Genomic DNA, 18253 nt, shown 5'->3' with positions numbered 1-18253 from the left:
TCCACTTACCGAAAGGACCCACCGCATGCGCCCTCCCCGCCGTTCCCTGCTTGTCACCCTGGCCCTTGCCGCGACGCTCAGCTTCAATGCCCAGGCACGCGACCCGAAGGAAGTCGTCATCGGCACCAGCGCCGGTCCCTACGCCGACCAGGTCCGCCTCGGCATCAAGCCGATCCTGGAACGCCAGGGTTACAAGGTCAAGCTGGTCGAATTCAACGACTACATCCAGCCGAACTTCGCCCTGGCCGAAGGCGCGCTCGACGCCAACGTGTTCCAGCACATCGTCTACCTGACGCGCTTCGCCGAGCAGCACAAGCTGGCCTTGTCGGAACTCGTGAAAATCCCGACGGCGCCGATCGCGATCTACAGCCACAAGCACAAGTCGCTCGACGAAGTACGCGCCGGCACCACGGTGGCGCTGCCGAACGACCCGACCAACCAGGCGCGCGCCCTGGTCATGCTCGATCAGCTCGGGTGGGTCAGGCTGAAACCCGGTATCGACCCGATCAAGGCCTCGGAAAAGGACATCGCCGCCAACCTCAAACAGATCAAACTGCTGCCGCTGGAGGCGGCCCAATTGCCGCGTTCGCTGCAGGACGCCGACTACGCTTTCGTGAACGGCAATTTCGCGCTCGCCTCCGGCCTCAAGCTGCGCGACGCGCTGCGCCGCGAGACCATCTCGCCGAGCTACGCCAACCTGGTCGCCGTGCGCACGGCCGACCGCGACAAGCCCTTCGCGCGCGACATCGCGGCCGCCTACCGCTCGCGCGAATTCCTCGAGGTGACGAACCGCCTGTTTGCGGATTACGCCAAGACCGACTACCAGCTGGCGCTGGAGAAGAGCGCACAATGAGCACCCTCAGGCCGATCCGCTTCAACGCCTTCCAGATGAACACGGCGAGCCACCAGTCGCCGGGACTGTGGCGCCATCCGCGCAGCGCCGCGTCCTACCTCGACGCCGCGTACTGGGTCGAGCTGGCGCAGCTGCTGGAAGCGGGCGGCTTCGACGCGCTCTTCCTGGCCGACGTGCTGGGCGCCTACGACGTGTATGCCGGCAGCGCCGACGCGGCGTTAAGACACGGCGTGCAGCTGCCGCTGAACGATCCGCTGGCGCTGGTGCCGCTGATCGCCGGAGCGACCACGCGCCTGGGCATCGGCGTGACGGCCGCCGTCAGCTACGAGCACCCGTACACCTTCGCGCGGCGCATGTCGACGCTCGACCACCTGAGCGGCGGACGGGTCGGCTGGAACATCGTCACCGGCTACCTCGACAGCGCCGCACGCAACCTCGGCCAGCAGCACCAGCTCGGGCACGACGCGAGATATGACCTGGCCGACGAATTTCTGGAGGTCGTCTATAAATTGTGGGAGAAGAGCTGGGAAGACGGCGCCGTGCTGCGCGACCGGGAACGCGGCATCTACACCGACCCGGCGCGGGTGCATCCGATCGATCACCAGGGAACGCACTATACGGTGCCCGGCATCCACCTGTGCGAACCGTCTCCCCAGCGCACGCCTTTCCTGTACCAGGCCGGCGCTTCGCCGCGCGGACTGGCGTTCGCGGCGCGCCATGCGGAAGCGACTTTCGTCAGCGGACCGACGCCGGGCATCGTGAAACGCTATGTCGACAGCGCGCGCGCCGCCACCCGCGCCGCCGGGCGCGACGGCGATTCCTTGCTGGTGTATGCCCAGGCGCTGATCGTCACCGGCGCCACCGAAGCCGAAGCGCAGGCGCGCCTGCGCGACTACCGGCAGCACATCGACATCGAGGCCGCATTGACCCTGCTCTCGGGCTGGACCGGCGTCGATTTTTCGCGCTATGCATTGGACGACACCATCGACTACATCGACACCGATGCCGGCCGCTCGGCGCTCGCTTCGCTCAGCGTGGCCGATCCGGATAAACGCTGGACCGTGCGCGAAGCGGCGCAGTTCATCGGCCTCGGCGGCCGCGGACCGGTGCTGGCCGGCGATGCGGCGCAGGTGGCCGACCAACTGGAGACCTGGCTCGACGTGACCGGCATCGACGGTTTTAATCTTGCCTACGCGCTGCCGCATGAAGACATGCGCAATGTCGTCGAACTGGTCGTGCCCGAGCTGCAGCGGCGCGGGCGTTACCGGGTCGACAGCGGCGGCGCCACGTTGCGCGAACGCCTGCTCGGCGCCGGTCCGCGCCTGCATCAGACGCACCCGGGCCGCCAGGTGCGGATCGACGGGCCTGGCTCCCTTGCTTCGCTGCGCCCCGCAGCCTAGTCGTTGCACATCTTCGCCTGCGTCACGTTACTGCCCGGCGCCACGCTCTGCGTCAGCCAGACGTTGCCGCCGATGGTCGAGCCGGCGCCGACCGTGATGCGGCCGAGGATGGTGGCGCCGGCATAGATGACGACGTCGTCCTCGACGATCGGATGGCGCGGCGCGCCTTTGACCAGTGCCCCGGTCGCATCAAGCGGGAAGCGGCGTGCGCCCAATGTCACGGCCTGGTACAGGCGCACGTGCTTGCCGATGATGGCGGTCTCTCCGATGACGACGCCGGTGCCGTGGTCGATGAAGAAGCTGGCGCCGATCTGGGCGGCCGGGTGGATGTCGATGCCGGTCAGCGTGTGGGCGATGTCGGCCGCCAATCGCGCCAGGAAGGGCGCGCCGAGACGGTGCAGGCAATGCGCCAGGCGGTGGTAGAGGACGGCGATCGTGCCCGGATAGCAGAGCATGATTTCGGCGACCGAGCTGGCGGCCGGGTCGCCGGCCAGCGCCGCCTGCACGTCGGACACGAGTAAGGCGCGGATTTCGGGCAGGCTGGCGGCGAAGCGGCGCGTGATCGCCCGCGCCCGCTCGGCCAGTTCGGCCTCGGCGATGTCCTCCATTCCCGGAGTGAAGCGCAGTGCGCGCCGCACCTGTTCGACCAGGCGGTCGAGCGCGACATTTAAAGTGTCGCCGACGAAATAATCGATGCTCTCGTCGTTCAGGTCGGGACGGCCGTAATGGGTCGGAAACAGCGCCGCCGACACGCCTTCGATCACCTGGCGCAGCACGGTGCGCGAAGGCAGTTCGCGCACGCGCCCCTGGTGACGGATGTTGTGGGTCGATTCGCGCGAGGTGCGCAGCGCGTCGATGATGGGGCCGAGGTGCCAATGGCTGGAGCCGGCCTGCTCCGTGTCGTAGTTATCCATTCGACCAGATTACTCCAGGCGCCGGAGAAAACGAACGATTTTAAATACAGTTATTTATATGCGGTGGCCGCTTTCCAGCAGCCTGTTCCGCTTACGATGAGAAGGATTAATCTATTGCCGCCAATAAACTTCCGACCTACACTGCCGATTAGCCACTTGCTCTCGAAGATAAAGAAAGGAAGAAAATGCCGGCAAATCAAATGGCAGAGCATTATCTTGGCCCAGCAAGTCATCAGTACCGGCTTTTTCGAAGGCATCGATCACTACAAGCCGGTTGGTTTGCTGGACAAGTACCTGGACCGGTCGGCCTGACGGGACCGGCAATTCGAGAACCAACGCCCGCTGATACAGATTGAAACTTCTCTTACAGCGCCATCAACAGCTTTCGAAGCCATTCGCTGACACACTGTGGGCGTACGTACAGAGCGGGCACTAGCGGCACGCTAGCATCGACTCATCACTGAATCGGAGAACAACCATGCGATTTACTAACCAATCCATCATGCGCATCGCCGCCGTCCTGGCCCTGACCGCCGCTTCCACCTCGGCGTTCGCCCAGAGTGCCGAGTATCGCCGTGGCTACGAAGACGGTTTTGCCGCCGGCCAGCGCGCCGCCCGCGATGACGGCGGCCGCGGCTACGGCCGCAACCGCCTGCATATCGAAGAAGCGACTTATGGCGCGCGCGGCGCGATGTGCGACGCGCGCCAGGCCGTTCGCCAGGAAGTCGAGCGAGGCGGCGCCATCATCACCGCCAACAATCAGTTGTGCGGCGATCCGATCCGTAACGTCGAGAAGCGCCTGAGCATCGTCTACCGTTGCGGCGACGACGAACCGGTACGGGTGGTCGCGCGCGAAAACGAAACCCTGCGCCTGAGCTGCCGCCGTTAAGCATCCGCGCCCTCTCGACCGCGCGCGCGGCGCAAGGCTGCGTCGATCCGCTCGTCGAGCGCGCGGTCGGGCCCGATCCACTGTTCGGGCGCCGTTCCTGCGCTGCGGGCGGACAGGCGCAGCAGCACCGGGCGGTGGTCGGAGAAGCGCTTGAGGTAGTCGACCTGGCTCTTCTCCCTGGCGAGGATGAAGAAGTCCTGCGGCCCGTAGAGCCGCGACATGTTCGGCGACAGGAACACATGGTCGATGAGCGAGTGCGGGCTCTTGAGGTAGCTCACCGCCCCGGCCGCCTCGTCTTGTGCCGACAAGGGCTTGAAGTCGGCTTTGATGAGCGGGTCGAAATCCCCGCTCGCGAGTTCGGCATTGAAGTCGCCGCCCAGCACCCAGTCCTGGTCGGCATCGTGCCGCTCGATCATCTCCTTGACGGCACGCGCGAGGATCTGCGACGCCATGCGCCGGCGCTTCCAGCCCTCGGCCATCGCCTTGAGATGGAGCGGCACCAGGTTGAAATCGACGCCGTCGCCCGCATCCGAGCGTGCGCGGAAGCGAAATAGCGCCGGGTAGCGGTCGAAGATCTTGCCCGGCTTCGGCGCCACTTGCGACTCCGCCTCGAAGTCGCCGCTACGGAGACGAAACAGCGCGTCGATCCCGGCCGGCCAGGCGAGCTGCTCGCCGTCCACCGTGGCCGGGTTCCAGAGAACGGCGGTTGTCTGCTTCGACTCCGGCGAGTCGGGTTCGGAATGGAGGTAGCGCATTGGCAGCCCGAACTTGCGCTCGATGGTCTCTGCCAGCGCAGCCGTCGCCGGCGGCGAGGTCTCGACGAGTGCCCAGAGGTCGAGGCCAAGGTCGACGATCATGGTAGCGATCTCGTCGACCTTTTCGTCGTAGCGGTTGGCGAACCACTCGATGTTCCAGAAGCCGATGTCGATGTCCTGCGTGGTCGCGTTATACAGGTCGACCACCCGCTCGGCGCCAGGCTGGGCGGCGTCCACCTGGCGCCCGGCGGCGCCGAAGAAACCGCTGAGCGTGTCGGACCCGTACACTTCGCCCAGGATCACGTCGATCATGGCGTTCGCTTCGCGGCCGCGGCGTGCCTCCAGGTCGAGCGCGATGGCGGCCAGCTTAATGCCTTCGTTGACGTATTCCGGCCTGAGTCCGTCCGAGTCCTGGATGCCATCGCGGTTAGGTTGCGACGCATGATGGAGGGCGATGAGCCGGCCGCTGCGGTCGAACACGGGCGCGCCTGACGAGCCGGGCTCGGTATCGCTCGTATAGTGGAGGACGGCACCGTCGGGGCGAGCCGTGACGATGTCCGTGTCGTCGAGTGAAACGCGCTTGGGACGGCCACTCGGGTGATGGATGATGAAGGCCCGCTCCTCGGGCTGGATCGCGAAGGCCACCCGCTCCATGCGGATGAGCGCGCCATCGGCCAGCTGCACGTCTTCTATCCCGACGAAACTGTAATCGAGCCCGTCCTTGATCGGACTGGTCACGAACAGCCGGTCGGGGCGCAACCGATAGCGCCGTCCCGGCGCCGGCTCGGTCTTGCGCCCGCTCGCGAGCGCCTGGGCGCTCAGTTCGTAGTCGAAGGCGACTTCCGCAGCTTCGGCCACCTCCGGCGAGTTCAGCACGTGGTGATTGGTAAGCAGGATGTTGGGCGCCACCAGGAAGCCGGTGCCACTCCAGCGGCCGCGGCGGCCGAGAAAGTCGACTCCCTCGGTACGGACGATACCGACCGCCTGGCGCTGCCTGGCGAGCCGCTCAAGGAAGGCGGCCTCGAGCGACTCATCGCGGCCGATGATGATCTCCGGCCGGATGCCATCGCTGTCCGGCGGGCAGAGCCGTTCCTTGCGCCAGCCGCGCAACATCGCGCCGAGATCCTCGACGCCGGCCGCGCTGTTGATCGCGCGCTCGCGCGGGTTGGCGAGGAAGCCGATTGACAGGGACAGATCGCCGCCGTACGTCTCCCCGGCGGGACGCGGCGCGCCCGCGGGGTCCATCCGCGCCACCTCGCCCTGAGGGGCGCGTTCGCTCGTCTGCGCATCGTCGAGTTGAATCACGTCGTAGCCGTCCTGGGGTTCCGCTTCGGGCCTGGTGCGAGGGGTAGCGGTCGCGGCGAGCAGCTCGGGCCTGGCCATGCGTCCGTCAGCGACCAGCCATCCCTTGACGGCCCCGGCGAGCGCGGCGGCGATCTTGTCCTTGTAGGCGTCGGTCTCGAGGCGCGCCTCCTCGGCTGCGACGTCCATGAAGCTCACCTCGACGAGGCAGGCCGCTGTCGTGGCCGCGTGTTGTTCGGGTCGCAGCACGCCGAAGCCACTCGACTTCACTCCGCGATCCTTGAGCCCGGTCGCCTTGCAGACAGCCGTCTGCACGAGCGTGGCCAATGCCTTCGAGTCGCTCGAGGCCGACCTGTGGTGCCAGGTTTCGGTGCCTTGCGCCGAGTGGTCGAAGCCATTGAAATGGATCGAGACGAAGGCGTCCGCCCGCGCTTGCCGGGCGATGTCGGCGCGCGCTTTCAGGCCGAGGTTGCGATCGGCGTCGCGCGTCAGCCGGGCCTCGACGTCCGACCCATTGAGTGCCTTGCACACGCGGCGCGCGAGGTCGAGGGTGACGTCCTTCTCGAGCAGCCCCATCGGCCCCTCGGCGTGGTTCGCGTCCGAACCTCCGACCTCGCTGGTCCCGCCGTGCCCGGGATCGATAACCGCAATCGCCATGCCGCCCTCCTGTCGGTGAACGTCATTCACACACCGGCTCGCGCTGAAAGCCGACAGCTTGATGATGTGTTAGACACCGCTGAGAAGCAGAGTTCAACCGCCAGCATGGCAGCGCAGCGCCAGGGGAGGACGTCCGCGCATCTGGCCGACAAATTCCGGCCTTGTCAGGTGTCGGCCCCACCCGATCGCGCATGCCTGGGCAACTGCAGAATGGCTTCCGCATTCGACGACGAAAAACAGCGGTCCGCCGCTTCCAGCAAGGGGAGCCAGGCGTGGCGCAGGTGTTCGCGCGGGCTCAGGATAATCGGGATATCGCGCGGCACGCAGACTGAAAACACGTGCTCGGTGTTGTGGGTGACGCCGGGCGCGTAGCGATGGCGCCAGGTCGGATAGATCTCGTAGATGTTCGACAGGTTCCAGTCCTGCAGGCGGATGCGCTCGCCGTCGGCCACGATCCCGGTTTCCTCGAACAGTTCGCGCGTAGCGGTGGTCAGCAGCGGCTCGTCCAGCGCGTCGAGCGAGCCGGTAACGGACTGCCAGAAGCCGGGCCGGTCGGCGCGCTCGATCAGCAGCACTTCCATTTCACGCGTGTGGATCACGACGAGGACCGATTCAGGAATCTTGTGCACGCGGGACTTCTCCGTGGGAAAACTAAAAGCGAAAATAAAAGGGCCGGCGCATCGTCGATGCGCCGGCCCCTATTCTACCCAGCCATACGGCCGAGCGTGATTACCCGACTTTCGGCTCGTTGCGCAGGCGGATGTGCAGTTCCTTGAGTTGCTTCTCGTCGACTTCGGACGGCGCGTTGGTCAGCAGGTCTTGCGCGCGCTGGGTCTTCGGGAAGGCGATCACGTCGCGGATCGATTCCGAACCCGTCATCAGCGTGACCAGGCGGTCCAGGCCGAAGGCCAGGCCACCGTGCGGCGGCGCGCCGTATTGCAGGGCGTCGAGCAGGAAGCCGAACTTCAGCTGCGCTTCTTCGGCGTCGATCTTCAGGGCGCGGAAGACCTTGCTCTGCACTTCTTCGCGGTGGATACGGATCGAGCCGCCGCCCATTTCCCAGCCGTTCAGGACCATGTCGTAGGCCTTGGCGATGCAGGCGCCCGGATTGGTTTCCAGCATGTCTTCATGGCCGTCTTTCGGGGCCGTGAACGGGTGGTGGGTCGCGGTCCAGCGGTTCGACTCTTCGTCGTGCTCGAACATCGGGAAGTCGATCACCCACAGCGGGCTCCAGGTGTCTTCGAACAGGCCGGCCTTCTTGCCGAATTCCGAGTGGCCGATTTTCACGCGCAGGGCGCCGATGGCGTCGTTGACGACCTTGGCTTTATCCGCACCGAAGAAGATCAGGTCGCCGTCCTGCGCGCCCGTCAGTTCCAGGATCTGGGCCAGCACCTCGTCCGAGATGTTTTTCACGATCGGCGACTGCAGGCCTTCGCGGCCCTTGGCCTTCTCGTTGACCTTGATGTAGGCCAGGCCCTTGGCGCCGTAGATGGCGACGAACTGGGTGTAGGCGTCGATTTCCGAACGCGGCATCGAGCCGCCTTGCGGCACGCGCAGGCCGACGACACGGCCGCCGGTCATGTTGGCGGCGCTGTTGAAAACCTTGAACTCGACCGACTTCATCAGCTCGGTCAGTTCGGTGAATTCCAGCTTGACGCGCATGTCCGGCTTGTCCGAGCCGTACATGCCCATGGCGGTGGCGAAGTCCATGACCGGGAACGGGTTCGGCAGCTCGATGTCGGCGGCGTTCTTGAAGACGACACGCATCATGTCTTCGAACAGGTCACGGATTTCCTGTTCGGTCAGGAAGGAGGTTTCGCAGTCGATCTGCGTGAATTCCGGCTGGCGGTCGGCGCGCAGGTCTTCGTCGCGGAAGCACTTGGTGATCTGGTAGTAACGGTCGAAGTTGGCGACCATCAGCAGCTGCTTGAACAGCTGCGGCGACTGCGGCAGCGCGAAGAAGTTGCCCGGGTTGACGCGCGAAGGGACCAGATAGTCGCGCGCGCCTTCCGGGGTCGACTTGGTCAGCATCGGGGTCTCGATGTCGATGAAGCCCAGGTTGTCGAGGTATTTACGCACTTCCATCGACACTTTATAACGCAGGCGCAGGTTGCGCTGCATCTGGCCGCGGCGCAGGTCGAGCACGCGGTGGGTCAGGCGGGTCGTTTCCGACAGGTTGTCGTCGTCCAGCTGGAATGGCACCGGCACCGAGGCGTTCAGCACTTCGACCGAGGTGGCGTTGATTTCGATCTTGCCCGACTTCAGGTTGGCATTGGCGGTTCCTTCCAGGCGGTTGGTCACGGTGCCGGTGATGCGCAGGCAGTACTCGTTGCGCACGTGCTCGGCGGCCTTGAACACATCGGCATTGTCCGGATGGCAGACGACCTGCACCAGGCCTTCGCGGTCGCGCAGGTCGATGAAGATGACGCCACCGTGGTCGCGGCGGCGGTGTACCCAGCCGCACAGGCTGACGGTTTGGCCCAGCAGTTCTTCGGTGACGAGGCCGCAATAGTTGGTACGCATGGAGGACATATTTTCTCTATTCCAAGTTGGTGTATCGGTTGCCGCCAGCAGCGGCTTTGATTTTGCTTATTGTAGTCCGCTCGGGAGGCTTATTCGGGTGCTACCACGCCCATCGACACGATGTACTTCAGCGCAGCATCGACCGTCATGTTCAGCTCGACGACTTTGCTGCGTTCCATCATCAGGAAAAAGCCCGAGGTCGGGTTCGGGGTGGTCGGCACGTAGACGCTGACGTACTCGCCGACCAGGTGATTCTTGACGTCGCCGCCGGGAATGCCGGTGAGGAAGGCGATCGTCCAGGAATCGGCGTGCGGATACGGGATCAGCACGGCCTGGCGGAAGGCGTTGCCGGAAGACGAAAACAGGGTATCGGACACCTGCTTCACGCTGCCGTAGAGCGAGCTGACGACCGGGATGCGTTTCAGCAGCCGTTCGCCGATGCGCACGATGTACTTGCCGACCAGGTTATTCGTCAGCAGGCCGGTGACGAAGACGATCGCCAGCGTCAGGATCGCCCCGATACCGGGGATGTCGAAGCCGATCAGGGTGCGCGGCTGCCAGCGCTGCGGTACGAACATCAGCGACTGGTCGAGGGTGCCGATGACCATGCTCAGCACCCAGGCGGTGATCGCCAGGGGCACGAGGATCAGTAAGCCGGTCAGGAAATATTTGCGCATCGAATTCTCATTATTCTTATTGCTGCGGCGCGGGGCCGCAGGGTGGCGTCAGGACGCGCTCGGCTCGCTCTTCGCAGGCGTTGCCGGTGCCGGGGTAGCGGCCGCGCTGCTGCCGGTCGAGGCGCTTTCCGCAGCCGGGGCGGCGGTCGCTGCACCGGCGGCAGGCGCGGTGCCGGTAGGCGGCGCTTTGCCGCCGCGGAAGTCGGTGACATACCAGCCGGTGCCCTTGAGCTGGAAACCGGCGGCGGTGACCTGCTTCTTGAACGCATCCTTGCCGCACGACAGGCAGGTCGTCAGGACCGGGTCGGAAATTTTTTGCAGTACATCTTTGGAAAAACCGCATTCATCGCAGCGGTAAGCGTAAATCGGCATTGTGATACTCCGCAAAAATCTTCAAAACCCTGAATTATAAAGGTTTTAGCGGGCTCTGACGGATTGATGGCCCCGCCGGGCATACACTGGATTGCCCACGAAAGCAGCAACTCCGCGAACTGTTGTTTTTAATCAGCATTTCAGCCAATTCATTTGCCCAAAATCAACTCAGCTGTTTAAATAGCATCTTCGACAGCGCAAGCTGCCGCCGGGCGTCAAGCCAGCGGGACTAGGTCCAAGAAACAGAAGTTGGCGCGATGTCTCATCGCCGCCTGGCCGTACAAGAATGCTGCAGTTACCAGCCCGCGTATGCGGGCATTTTTTTTGCCTTGCTTACCGGGCTGTGCATGCGTTGTACCGCGTGGGCACGGAGTGCCCACCCTACAAGGGCGAGGCCGCGAAGTTGTAGGGTGGGCACCCTGTGCCCACGCGGTCACACTCAACGCCGGCGCCACACCATCCAGCGCTCCTGTCCGGCAAAGACGGGCAGCGAATCGACGACCTCCCCTTCTTCCACCAGTTCGAAATCGGGCGCTAATAAAGCTTCCAGCTCCGTGCGCGCGATGCCGAACGGCGGTCCCTTCGGAGAGTGGCCGAAAAAGAAGAAGCCGGCCAGCTCCCCGCCCGGCGCCAGCAGGTCGGCCCAGCGCGCCGCCACGTGCGGCCGCATGGCGGGCGGCAGTGCGCACAGGAATGCACGCTCGTAGATCAGGTCGAGCGGACGCGCCGCCTGCCAGGCGAAGAAATCGGCTTCCACCACGCGCGGCGCCCAGGGCCCGACCAGCCGCCGTGCGCGCAGCACGGCGGCCGGCGAGAAATCGATGGCGGTGGCTTCCCACCCGGCTTCGGAAAAACAGACAAGTTCGTAGCCATTGCCGCAGCCGGGGATCAGCACCGTGCGCGGCGTCTTGTTGCGCCCCACGAAATCGCGCAGCGCCTGCGGCACCCCGCCCAGATCCCAGGGCGTGAATGCGCCTTCAAACCGTTCGTCCCAGAAGTCCGGGCTCAGCGGATCGCGGCTTTTAAAAGTCGGAATGTCAGAGGTGCTGGCCATAGCGCGCGAACAGGGCGGCGAAGATGATGCCCGATGCAATGCCCCCGGCCAGCCAGGCGACAAAGCCGATCAGGCGGTTGGTGCGGCGCTGTTCCAGCACCAGCATGGTCAACAGATCCTGGGTGGCCGCGTGCGGTTGCGCATGCTGTTCGAGCGCGCGGTGCGCCAGGCGCGGCAGTTGCGGGAAGATGTGGGCGTAGCGCGGCGCCTCGGCTTTTAAACGCTCGACCAGGCCGCGCCAGCCGACCTGCTCGCCCATCCAGCGCTCCAGATACGGCTTCGCGGTCTTCCACAGGTCGAGGTCCGGGTCGAGCTGGCGGCCGAGTCCCTCGATGTTGAGCAGGGTCTTTTGCAGCAGCACCAGCTGCGGCTGGACCTCGACATTGAAGCGGCGCGAGGTCTGGAACAGGCGCAGCAGGATCTGGCCGAAGGAAATGTCCTTCAATGGACGGTCGAAGATCGGCTCGCAGCAGGCGCGCACGGCCGATTCGAGTTCGTCGACGCGGGTATTGCGCGGCGCCCAGCCCGATTCGATGTGGGCCTCGGCCACCCGCTTGTAGTCGCGCCGGAAGAAGGCGAGGAAATTCTGCGACAGGTAATCCTTGTCGAAATCGTTCAGCGTGCCGACGATGCCGAAGTCGAGCGCGATGTAGCGGCCGAAGGTGGCCGGATCGATGGACACCAGAATGTTGCCGGGATGCATGTCCGCATGAAAAAAGCCGTCCCGAAAAACTTGCGTGAAAAAGATTTCGACGCCGTCGCTCGACAGCTTTTTCAGGTCGACCCCTTCGGCCGCCAGGCGGTCGATCTGCGACACCGGGATGCCGTTCATGCGCTCCATGACGATCACGCTGCTGGAGCAATAGTCCCAGTACATTTCCGGGACCATCAGCAATTCCGAATCCGCGAAATTGCGGCGCAGCTGGGCGGCGTTGGCGGCCTCGCGCATCAAGTCGAGTTCGTCGTGCAGGTATTTGTCGAACTCGGCCACGACTTCGCGCGGTTTGAGCCTGCGGCTTTCGGCCCAGACGCGCTCGATCAGGCCGGTCGCCATGTACATCAGCGCGATGTCTTCGTCGATGGTCTTCTTCATGCCGGGACGCAGCACCTTGATCGCCACTTCCTTGCCGTTCTTGAGGGTCGCGAAGTGGACCTGGGCGATCGAGGCCGAGGCGACCGGAACCGGATCGAAACTGGCAAACAATTGATCGGGATGCGCGCCGAGCGAGGCCGTGATCTGGGCGATGGCCTGGTCGGATGGGAAGGGTGGGACCCGGTCCTGCAGCCGCGACAATTCGTCCGCGATATCGGGCGGCATCAGGTCGCGCCGGGTCGACAGCACCTGGCCGAATTTAATGAAAATCGGCCCGAGTTCCTCGAGGGCGAGGCGCAGTCGGATCGCGCGCGGGGTGGTGATCCGTTTGCGCCAGAAGAACATTCCGCTGACGAAGCGCGCGGTGCGCGGCGCGTCGAAGCCGGACATTGCAATTTCATCGAGGCCGTACTTGGTTGCGACCGTGAAGATTTTAAGCAGGCGCAGGAATTTCAATATCATCAGCTGTCCAGGGTGGGGTCCCCGCTCGGGCGGGTTGTCGGAATGGGGGCTTGCTTGAGCAGTTGTTCCAGCCGGGCAACGCGCTTGGCCGTGCGTTCGACATCGTCGCGCAGGCGCACCACGTCGGCACCGAAGGCATCGACCTCGCCAGGACGGATCAGCACCGGCCGTTCCTCGACCAGGAACTCGGCCAGGTTCTCGGCCAGGCGCCGTCCGGTTGCATTCACGTTGGCAAAGGCACTGCGGGCGCCGCCGGCCAGGCGGTTCGCGCCGATCGGGCCGAACAGGCGCTCCAGGTCATGCTCGGGCTCCCAGCGCAAGCTGCGGCTGAGCTGGGAAATCGTGTTGGCGAACTCGGCATCGCCCTCGATGCGCACATAGGAAAAGGCGCGCTCGCGGTTCTGCGCGATCAGGGGCAGGTCGGCCAGCTTGACGTGGATGGTGACGTTCGGCACCGCATCAGGGAGCCCCGCTTCGAGCAGGCCGTCGGCGCCCACGCGCAGGCGCAATGCCAGATGGCCGGTATCGATGACGGCGATCTTGCCGGCATGGCGCTGCAGGGACGCGCGTGCCCAGGCCTCGTCAGCCAGCAAGTGGTTGATCGTGGCGACGGCGGAGGCGCTCAAGGCGCGTTGCGGCGACAAAAATAAGGGGCTCGGTGACATAAAATGGGTCGCTAAAAAACAAAACCGCCCGTTGTGACGCGGGCGGCTTCGATCTTACCAGTTTGCCGGGGACAAACCCGGGCGCACGGGAAACTTTACAGAAATCACGCCAGCTGCTGGATACCAGCCAACACCCAACCAGTATTGCCCGACAGCGGCTTTTCCATGTTCCAGACTTCGGCCATGGGCTCGGCCGGCGCGTTCGGGGCGGTGCGGATCATGGCGTTGAACTGGACGCTGGCCAGGTAGTCGGTGGCCGTCGTTTCGATACCGAGCAGCTGGGCCTCGATCGAGACGACATCCGTGAAATCGGCATTCGCGCCGCGTTCGGCGATCTGCATTTTCAGTTCGGCGAACACTTCCGGCGTCGTGAATTCGCGCAGGTCGGCAACATCACCCTTGTCCCAAGCGGCCTGCATCCGGATGAAGGAGGATTTCGCATGGCGCAGGAAGGCCTCGGTGTCGAAGTCGGCCGGCACGCCCCACGGGGTGTGGGCGGCAGGGCCGGCCTTGTTCAGCGAGACCCCCGCCGATGGCTGTGCATTGCCGAAGGACTGAGGCTGCGACTGAGGCTGGTATGGCTGCTGCAGGCCCGAACCGATTTCCGGCGTCATGCCGGCCGGCACCGGCTGGTTGAAACCGCCGCCCTGGAACTGGGCATTGGCCGGCGTGTCCTTGCGGCGGAACATGCGGACGATGAACATCACGGCAAAGGCGAGCAGGGCCAGCATCAGGAGGGTCGACAGCATCGAGGCCATCGCGCCGCCGATACCGAGGTGCGAGAACAGCGCGCCCAGGCCGAGGCCGAGCAGCGCGCCGCCCAGCAGGCCTTTCCACATGCTCGGACGCTGCGGCTGCATGCCGCGCGCACCGGCGGCACCGGCCATCGGCGCGGCCGGCGCAGGCTGGGCAGCCTGGCGATTCATCGGCGTCATCGGCGCAGGTGCCGGGGCCGGCATCTGGCGCACGGTCTGCGACTGGCGGCCGATCGAACGGCGCCCGCCCATCGGACGCGCAATCGCCTCGGAAATCATGGCGGTAGCGGTCAGCGCCAGCACCATCGTGACCAGGAATTTTTTCATGCGAATGTCCCCTTAAAGTTTGATACCGGTGTGCAGTGCCGCCACACCCGCCGTCAGGTTGAAGTACTGCACGCGCTCCAGCCCTGCCGTTTCCATCATGCCCTTCAGCGTTTCCTGGTCCGGGTGCATGCGGATCGATTCGGCCAGGTAACGGTAGCTTTCGCTGTCGCCTGCGATGCGCTGACCCAGCCATGGCAGCACCGAGAACGAATACACGTCGTACGGCTTTTGCAGCGGCGCCGCCACTTTCGAGAACTCCAGCACCAGCAGCTTGCCGCCCGGTTTCAGGACGCGGCGCATTTCCGCCAGCGCCTGGTCCTTGTGCGTCATGTTGCGCAGGCCAAAGGCAACGCTGACCCGGTCGAAATAATTGTCCGGGAAAGGCAGCTTTTCGGCGTCACACAGCAAGGTGGGGGTGACCAGACCCTTATTCAATAGACGGTCGCGGCCCACGCGCAGCATCGACTCGTTGATGTCGGTGAGCCAGACTTCCCCGCTCGGCCCCGCCTGCTTCGCGAAAGCCTTCGACAAGTCGCCGGTACCGCCGGCGATGTCGAGCACCTTGAAGCCCGGACGCACGCCCGCCTGGGCAATGGTAAAAGTCTTCCAGAGCCGGTGCAGGCCGCCGGACATGAGGTCGTTCATCACGTCGTATTTCGATGCGACCGAATGGAATACCTTGGCGACCTCGTGGACCTTCTCGTCCTCGGAAACGGTTTTATAGCCGAAATGGGTTTGGTTGGTCATAGGGCGTTGGCTGTTTGATCTTGCCACATTATACAAGCGCGCCCGCCATGGGGCGCCCGCCGCGGCCGCGGGTGGGCGCAAGCATTGGTGCGACAGCACATTGTTAGCTCTTGTATAATCTCTCCCCTCACCTTTTTTTCCTATTGGCAACAATAATTTCATGCGAACCAGGACCCGTTTCCTGCTGCTTGTGCTGTCGATCCTGGTTCCTTCCTTCATTGCGGCGGCGCTCGCCGTCGCCTATGTCTACCACGACGCCCAGCAAGCGCAGAACCGCAGCATGGCCGAGACCGCGCGTGCGATGGCGCTGCTGATCGACAACGAAATCGGCACCCGGGAAACGCTACTGCGCGCACTGGCCGGCTCCCCGGCCCTGCAGGACGGCCGCCTTGACACCTTCCACGAACACGCGCGCCGGGTCGCGCCCCCGCCGGCCTCGGCGGTGGTGCTGTTCGACCTCGACGGCCGTCCCCTGCTCAACAGCCGCCTGTCCTACGGCGAGCCGCTGCCGCTGCGCGGCGCATCGAATATCGGCCAGCTGATGGGGCGCTACGGCGCCGACCGCACCCTGGTCTCCGACCTGTTCAGGTCGAAACTGACGGGGCGTTACGATTTCGCGGTGCAGGTGCCGGTCAAGTCGGGCGAGCGCATCCGCTACCTGCTGTCCGTGGGGGTCAACGCCGGCACGCTGGACCGCCGGCTGCAGCGCCAGCGCCTGCCGCAGGCCTGGCTCGCCACCATCGTCGACCGCAACGGCATCGTCGTCGCCCGTTCGCGCACGCCGGAACTGTATGTGGGCAAGCCGGTGCGTGCGGCCACGCTGGAGCGCCTGGCGCGCCCGGGCGACCAGATGTTCGAATCGCGCTCGCTCGACGGCGTCGAATCGCGCGTGTTCGCCAGCACCGTGCCGGCATCCGACTGGAAAATCCTGCTCAGCGTCCCGCGCAGCGAGTTGCGGGAAGCGCCGCTGCGCGCGGCCGCCCTGCTCGGCGGCGTCATGGCGCTGCTGCTGATCGCGGGCCTGGTCGCCGCCCGCCGTTTCGCCAACCGCGCCATCGCCCCGATCGAAGCGCTCGGACAGAGTGCGAAAGCGCTCGGCGACGGCGCCGAGGTGCGCTACGCCGCCGCCGGCTGGGCCGAGCTCGACAGCGTGGCGCAGCACCTGGCCGAGGCCAGCACCCGCATCCGTCATGGCCAGACGGAGATGGAAGCGCGCGTCGCCGCCGCGATCGCCGCCACCGAGCGCGCCCAGAGCGCGCTCCTGAAGAACCAGAAGCTGGAAGCGCTCGGACGCCTCACCGGCGGCATCGCCCACGAGTACAACAACCTGCTGCAGACGCTCACCACGGCGCTGCAACTGGCCGCCTTCTCCACGCGCGAGGAAAAGGTCAAGGGCCTGATCCAGACCTGCCAGCGCACGGTGGCGCGCGCCACCACCCTTACCGGCCAGCTCGGTTCCTTCGGCCGCCTGCAGGAAGCGCGCCTGATCACGGTCGACGTCTGCGAGCAGCTGCGCAGCGCCGTCCAGCTGATGAAGGGTTCGCTGCGCGGCGACGTCGCGGTCGAGGTGCATTGCGAGGATGGCGTCTGGCCGGTGACGCTCGAGCCGCTGCAGTTCGACGTGGCCTTGCTGAACCTGGCCCTGAACGCGCGCGACGCCATGCCGAACGGCGGCTTGCTGCGCCTGGAAGCGCGCAACATCAGCATCGACGGCGCCCACGACAGCCTGGCCCGGGGCGACTACGTCCAGGTCAGCATGGTCGACAGCGGCAGCGGCATGACGCCCGCGGTCATGGCACGCGCCCTCGACCCCTTCTTCACGACGAAACCGCCGGGCCAGGGAACGGGCCTGGGCCTGCCGCAGGCCTATGCTTTCGCCACCCAGGCCGGCGGTACGCTCACCCTCGACAGCATTCCCGGCATCGGCACCCGCGTCGACCTTTACCTGGCGCGCGCCCGCGCGGACGTGGCGGCCGCTCCCGGGATCGACGAGCGCGCGGCTCCGGCGCAGGGCAGCGGCACCATCCTGTTCGTGGAAGACGATAACCTGGTGCGCGAAGCGGTCATGCGCGCCTTGACCGAGAGCGGTTTCGAGGTGATGACGGCCGAGGACGGCGAAGCGGCCCTGCGCCTGCTCGAAGGCGGCCCGCGTCCGGACGCCGTGTTTTCCGACATCGTCATGCCGGGCCAGGTCAGCGGCGTCGACCTGGCCGGCATCCTGCGCCAGCGCTATCCGGGCCTGCCGGTCATCCTCGCCACCGGCTACACCGAACAGCAGGTCGACGTGCCCGGCGTGCAGGTACTGGCCAAACCGTATGCGATCGAACAGCTGGTGGCTGTGCTGTCAAAAGCGACGGCGAAGGCCTGATTCGCTGAGTTCCGACAACGTTCCTTGCGTAGTTGCATTAATTCACGCGCTAAGCACGGATGGCCTGTCGTTTCTCGCCAACTGGACCTTAAATACGGCATTTAATTGTGCTTCACACGCGCGAAACTGTGCCTATAATAATATCGCTTTGTTAAGACAGTCGCTGGTGGTCATTCGTGGTTTCCCGACAAGCCGAAACAAGGCACATTAAAATAACTTTTGGGGAATTAAAATGACGACTGGCACTGTTAAGTGGTTCAACGATGCAAAAGGTTTTGGTTTCATCACGCCTGACGGCGGCGGTGAAGACCTGTTCGCGCACTTCTCGGCAATCAACACCCCGGGCTTCAAGTCCCTGGCCGAAAACCAGCGCGTGAGCTTCGAGATCACCACCGGCCCGAAGGGCAAACAAGCTGCCAACATCCAGCCACAGTGATGTT

Annotated in this window: 16 protein-coding genes; 5 read left to right on the top strand and 11 right to left on the bottom strand. The window is 65.0% G+C overall.

Translation table 11 applies throughout. The features are described 5' to 3' along the window. Window positions 1–25 precede the first annotated feature (25 nt). Together ACI48I_RS21750 and ACI48I_RS21745 are read left to right on the top strand one after the other, a co-directional pair. The gene (locus tag ACI48I_RS21750) at window positions 26–853 is read left to right on the top strand and encodes a MetQ/NlpA family ABC transporter substrate-binding protein (protein WP_498575372.1); all 828 of its coding nucleotides are present in this window, start codon (window positions 26–28) and stop codon (window positions 851–853) included. Beyond that, complete coding sequence (locus tag ACI48I_RS21745) at window positions 850–2253, top strand: LLM class flavin-dependent oxidoreductase (protein ID WP_498575371.1); 1404 nt, start codon at window positions 850–852, stop codon at window positions 2251–2253. Before ACI48I_RS21750 ends, ACI48I_RS21745 begins: the two co-directional genes overlap by 4 nt. On the opposite strand, the gene epsC is transcribed toward ACI48I_RS21745, so the two are convergent. After that, window positions 2250–3167, bottom strand: coding sequence for a serine O-acetyltransferase EpsC (gene epsC, locus ACI48I_RS21740; protein ID WP_193687388.1), 918 nt, complete (start codon window positions 3165–3167; stop codon window positions 2250–2252). The genes ACI48I_RS21745 and epsC overlap by 4 nt on opposite strands. A gap of 478 nt (window positions 3168–3645) precedes the next feature. Between epsC and ACI48I_RS21735 the strand changes: the two genes are divergently transcribed. Beyond that, window positions 3646–4056, top strand: coding sequence for a hypothetical protein (locus tag ACI48I_RS21735; protein ID WP_193687389.1), 411 nt, complete (start codon window positions 3646–3648; stop codon window positions 4054–4056). Here the strand turns inward: ACI48I_RS21735 and ACI48I_RS21730 are convergent. The 10 genes from ACI48I_RS21730 to ubiE form a co-directional block, all read right to left on the bottom strand. Continuing rightward, the gene (locus ACI48I_RS21730) at window positions 4053–6770 is read right to left on the bottom strand and encodes an N-acetylmuramoyl-L-alanine amidase (protein WP_498575370.1); all 2718 of its coding nucleotides are present in this window, start codon (window positions 6768–6770) and stop codon (window positions 4053–4055) included. The two genes, ACI48I_RS21735 and ACI48I_RS21730, sit on opposite strands and share 4 nt — an antisense overlap. A 164-nt stretch (window positions 6771–6934) precedes the next feature. Further along, window positions 6935–7399, bottom strand: a complete 465-nt coding sequence (nudB, locus tag ACI48I_RS21725; protein ID WP_193687391.1) for a dihydroneopterin triphosphate diphosphatase — start codon at window positions 7397–7399, stop codon at window positions 6935–6937. A gap of 100 nt (window positions 7400–7499) precedes the next feature. Next, on the bottom strand, window positions 7500–9293 hold the full coding sequence (aspS, locus tag ACI48I_RS21720) for an aspartate--tRNA ligase (protein ID WP_193688843.1): 1794 nt from the start codon (window positions 9291–9293) through the stop codon (window positions 7500–7502). 89 nt (window positions 9294–9382) lie between these two features. Continuing rightward, on the bottom strand, window positions 9383–9970 hold the full coding sequence (locus ACI48I_RS21715) for a DUF502 domain-containing protein (RefSeq protein WP_193687392.1): 588 nt from the start codon (window positions 9968–9970) through the stop codon (window positions 9383–9385). 48 nt (window positions 9971–10018) lie between these two features. Next, complete coding sequence (locus ACI48I_RS21710) at window positions 10019–10342, bottom strand: FmdB family zinc ribbon protein (RefSeq protein ID WP_498575369.1); 324 nt, start codon at window positions 10340–10342, stop codon at window positions 10019–10021. A gap of 439 nt (window positions 10343–10781) precedes the next feature. Beyond that, window positions 10782–11396: a methyltransferase domain-containing protein gene (locus ACI48I_RS21705; protein WP_193687394.1), complete on the bottom strand. Its 615-nt coding sequence runs from the start codon at window positions 11394–11396 to the stop codon at window positions 10782–10784. Beyond that, window positions 11380–12948: a ubiquinone biosynthesis regulatory protein kinase UbiB gene (gene ubiB / locus ACI48I_RS21700; protein ID WP_498575456.1), complete on the bottom strand. Its 1569-nt coding sequence runs from the start codon at window positions 12946–12948 to the stop codon at window positions 11380–11382. The genes ACI48I_RS21705 and ubiB overlap by 17 nt, the downstream gene beginning before the upstream one ends. 2 nt (window positions 12949–12950) lie before the next feature. Beyond that, window positions 12951–13616: a ubiquinone biosynthesis accessory factor UbiJ gene (locus ACI48I_RS21695; RefSeq protein ID WP_498575368.1), complete on the bottom strand. Its 666-nt coding sequence runs from the start codon at window positions 13614–13616 to the stop codon at window positions 12951–12953. Window positions 13617–13720: 104 nt separating this feature from the next. Then, window positions 13721–14698 (bottom strand): Tim44 domain-containing protein, encoded by a 978-nt coding sequence (locus tag ACI48I_RS21690; protein ID WP_498575367.1) that lies wholly within the window; start codon window positions 14696–14698, stop codon window positions 13721–13723. 12 nt (window positions 14699–14710) lie between these two features. Further along, window positions 14711–15445 (bottom strand): bifunctional demethylmenaquinone methyltransferase/2-methoxy-6-polyprenyl-1,4-benzoquinol methylase UbiE, encoded by a 735-nt coding sequence (gene ubiE, locus ACI48I_RS21685; RefSeq protein ID WP_193687398.1) that lies wholly within the window; start codon window positions 15443–15445, stop codon window positions 14711–14713. Window positions 15446–15605: 160 nt separating this feature from the next. Here ubiE and ACI48I_RS21680 point away from each other — a divergent pair, with 160 nt between their 5' ends. Together ACI48I_RS21680 and ACI48I_RS21675 are read left to right on the top strand one after the other, a co-directional pair. Next, on the top strand, window positions 15606–17813 hold the full coding sequence (locus ACI48I_RS21680; protein ID WP_498575366.1) for a hybrid sensor histidine kinase/response regulator: 2208 nt from the start codon (window positions 15606–15608) through the stop codon (window positions 17811–17813). Between the two features lie 232 nt (window positions 17814–18045). Next, on the top strand, window positions 18046–18249 hold the full coding sequence (locus ACI48I_RS21675) for a cold-shock protein (RefSeq protein ID WP_056345149.1): 204 nt from the start codon (window positions 18046–18048) through the stop codon (window positions 18247–18249). Window positions 18250–18253 lie beyond the last annotated feature (4 nt).

Source organism: Massilia sp. LXY-5, from assembly GCF_059801075.1.
The sequence above is the reverse complement of the archived record's forward strand: the minus strand, read 5'-3'. Positions and strand labels throughout refer to the sequence as shown.

Bases quoted from the DNA above. Each gene is read 5' to 3' on its own strand.
- ACI48I_RS21680 (WP_498575366.1), top strand. From the start codon at position 15,606: ATGCGAACCAGGACCCGTTTCCTGCTGCTTGTGCTGTCGATCCTGGTT.
- aspS (WP_193688843.1), bottom strand. From the start codon at position 9,293: ATGCGTACCAACTATTGCGGCCTCGTCACCGAAGAACTGCTGGGCCAA.
- ACI48I_RS21735 (WP_193687389.1), top strand. From the start codon at position 3,646: ATGCGATTTACTAACCAATCCATCATGCGCATCGCCGCCGTCCTGGCC.
- ACI48I_RS21710 (WP_498575369.1), bottom strand. From the start codon at position 10,342: ATGCCGATTTACGCTTACCGCTGCGATGAATGCGGTTTTTCCAAAGAT.
- ACI48I_RS21750 (WP_498575372.1), top strand. From the start codon at position 26: ATGCGCCCTCCCCGCCGTTCCCTGCTTGTCACCCTGGCCCTTGCCGCG.
- ACI48I_RS21715 (WP_193687392.1), bottom strand. From the start codon at position 9,970: ATGCGCAAATATTTCCTGACCGGCTTACTGATCCTCGTGCCCCTGGCG.
- ACI48I_RS21745 (WP_498575371.1), top strand. From the start codon at position 850: ATGAGCACCCTCAGGCCGATCCGCTTCAACGCCTTCCAGATGAACACG.
- epsC (WP_193687388.1), bottom strand. From the start codon at position 3,167: ATGGATAACTACGACACGGAGCAGGCCGGCTCCAGCCATTGGCACCTC.
- ubiE (WP_193687398.1), bottom strand. From the start codon at position 15,445: ATGACCAACCAAACCCATTTCGGCTATAAAACCGTTTCCGAGGACGAG.
- ACI48I_RS21695 (WP_498575368.1), bottom strand. From the start codon at position 13,616: ATGTCACCGAGCCCCTTATTTTTGTCGCCGCAACGCGCCTTGAGCGCC.
- ACI48I_RS21705 (WP_193687394.1), bottom strand. From the start codon at position 11,396: ATGGCCAGCACCTCTGACATTCCGACTTTTAAAAGCCGCGATCCGCTG.
- ACI48I_RS21730 (WP_498575370.1), bottom strand. From the start codon at position 6,770: ATGGCGATTGCGGTTATCGATCCCGGGCACGGCGGGACCAGCGAGGTC.
- ACI48I_RS21675 (WP_056345149.1), top strand. From the start codon at position 18,046: ATGACGACTGGCACTGTTAAGTGGTTCAACGATGCAAAAGGTTTTGGT.
- ACI48I_RS21690 (WP_498575367.1), bottom strand. From the start codon at position 14,698: ATGAAAAAATTCCTGGTCACGATGGTGCTGGCGCTGACCGCTACCGCC.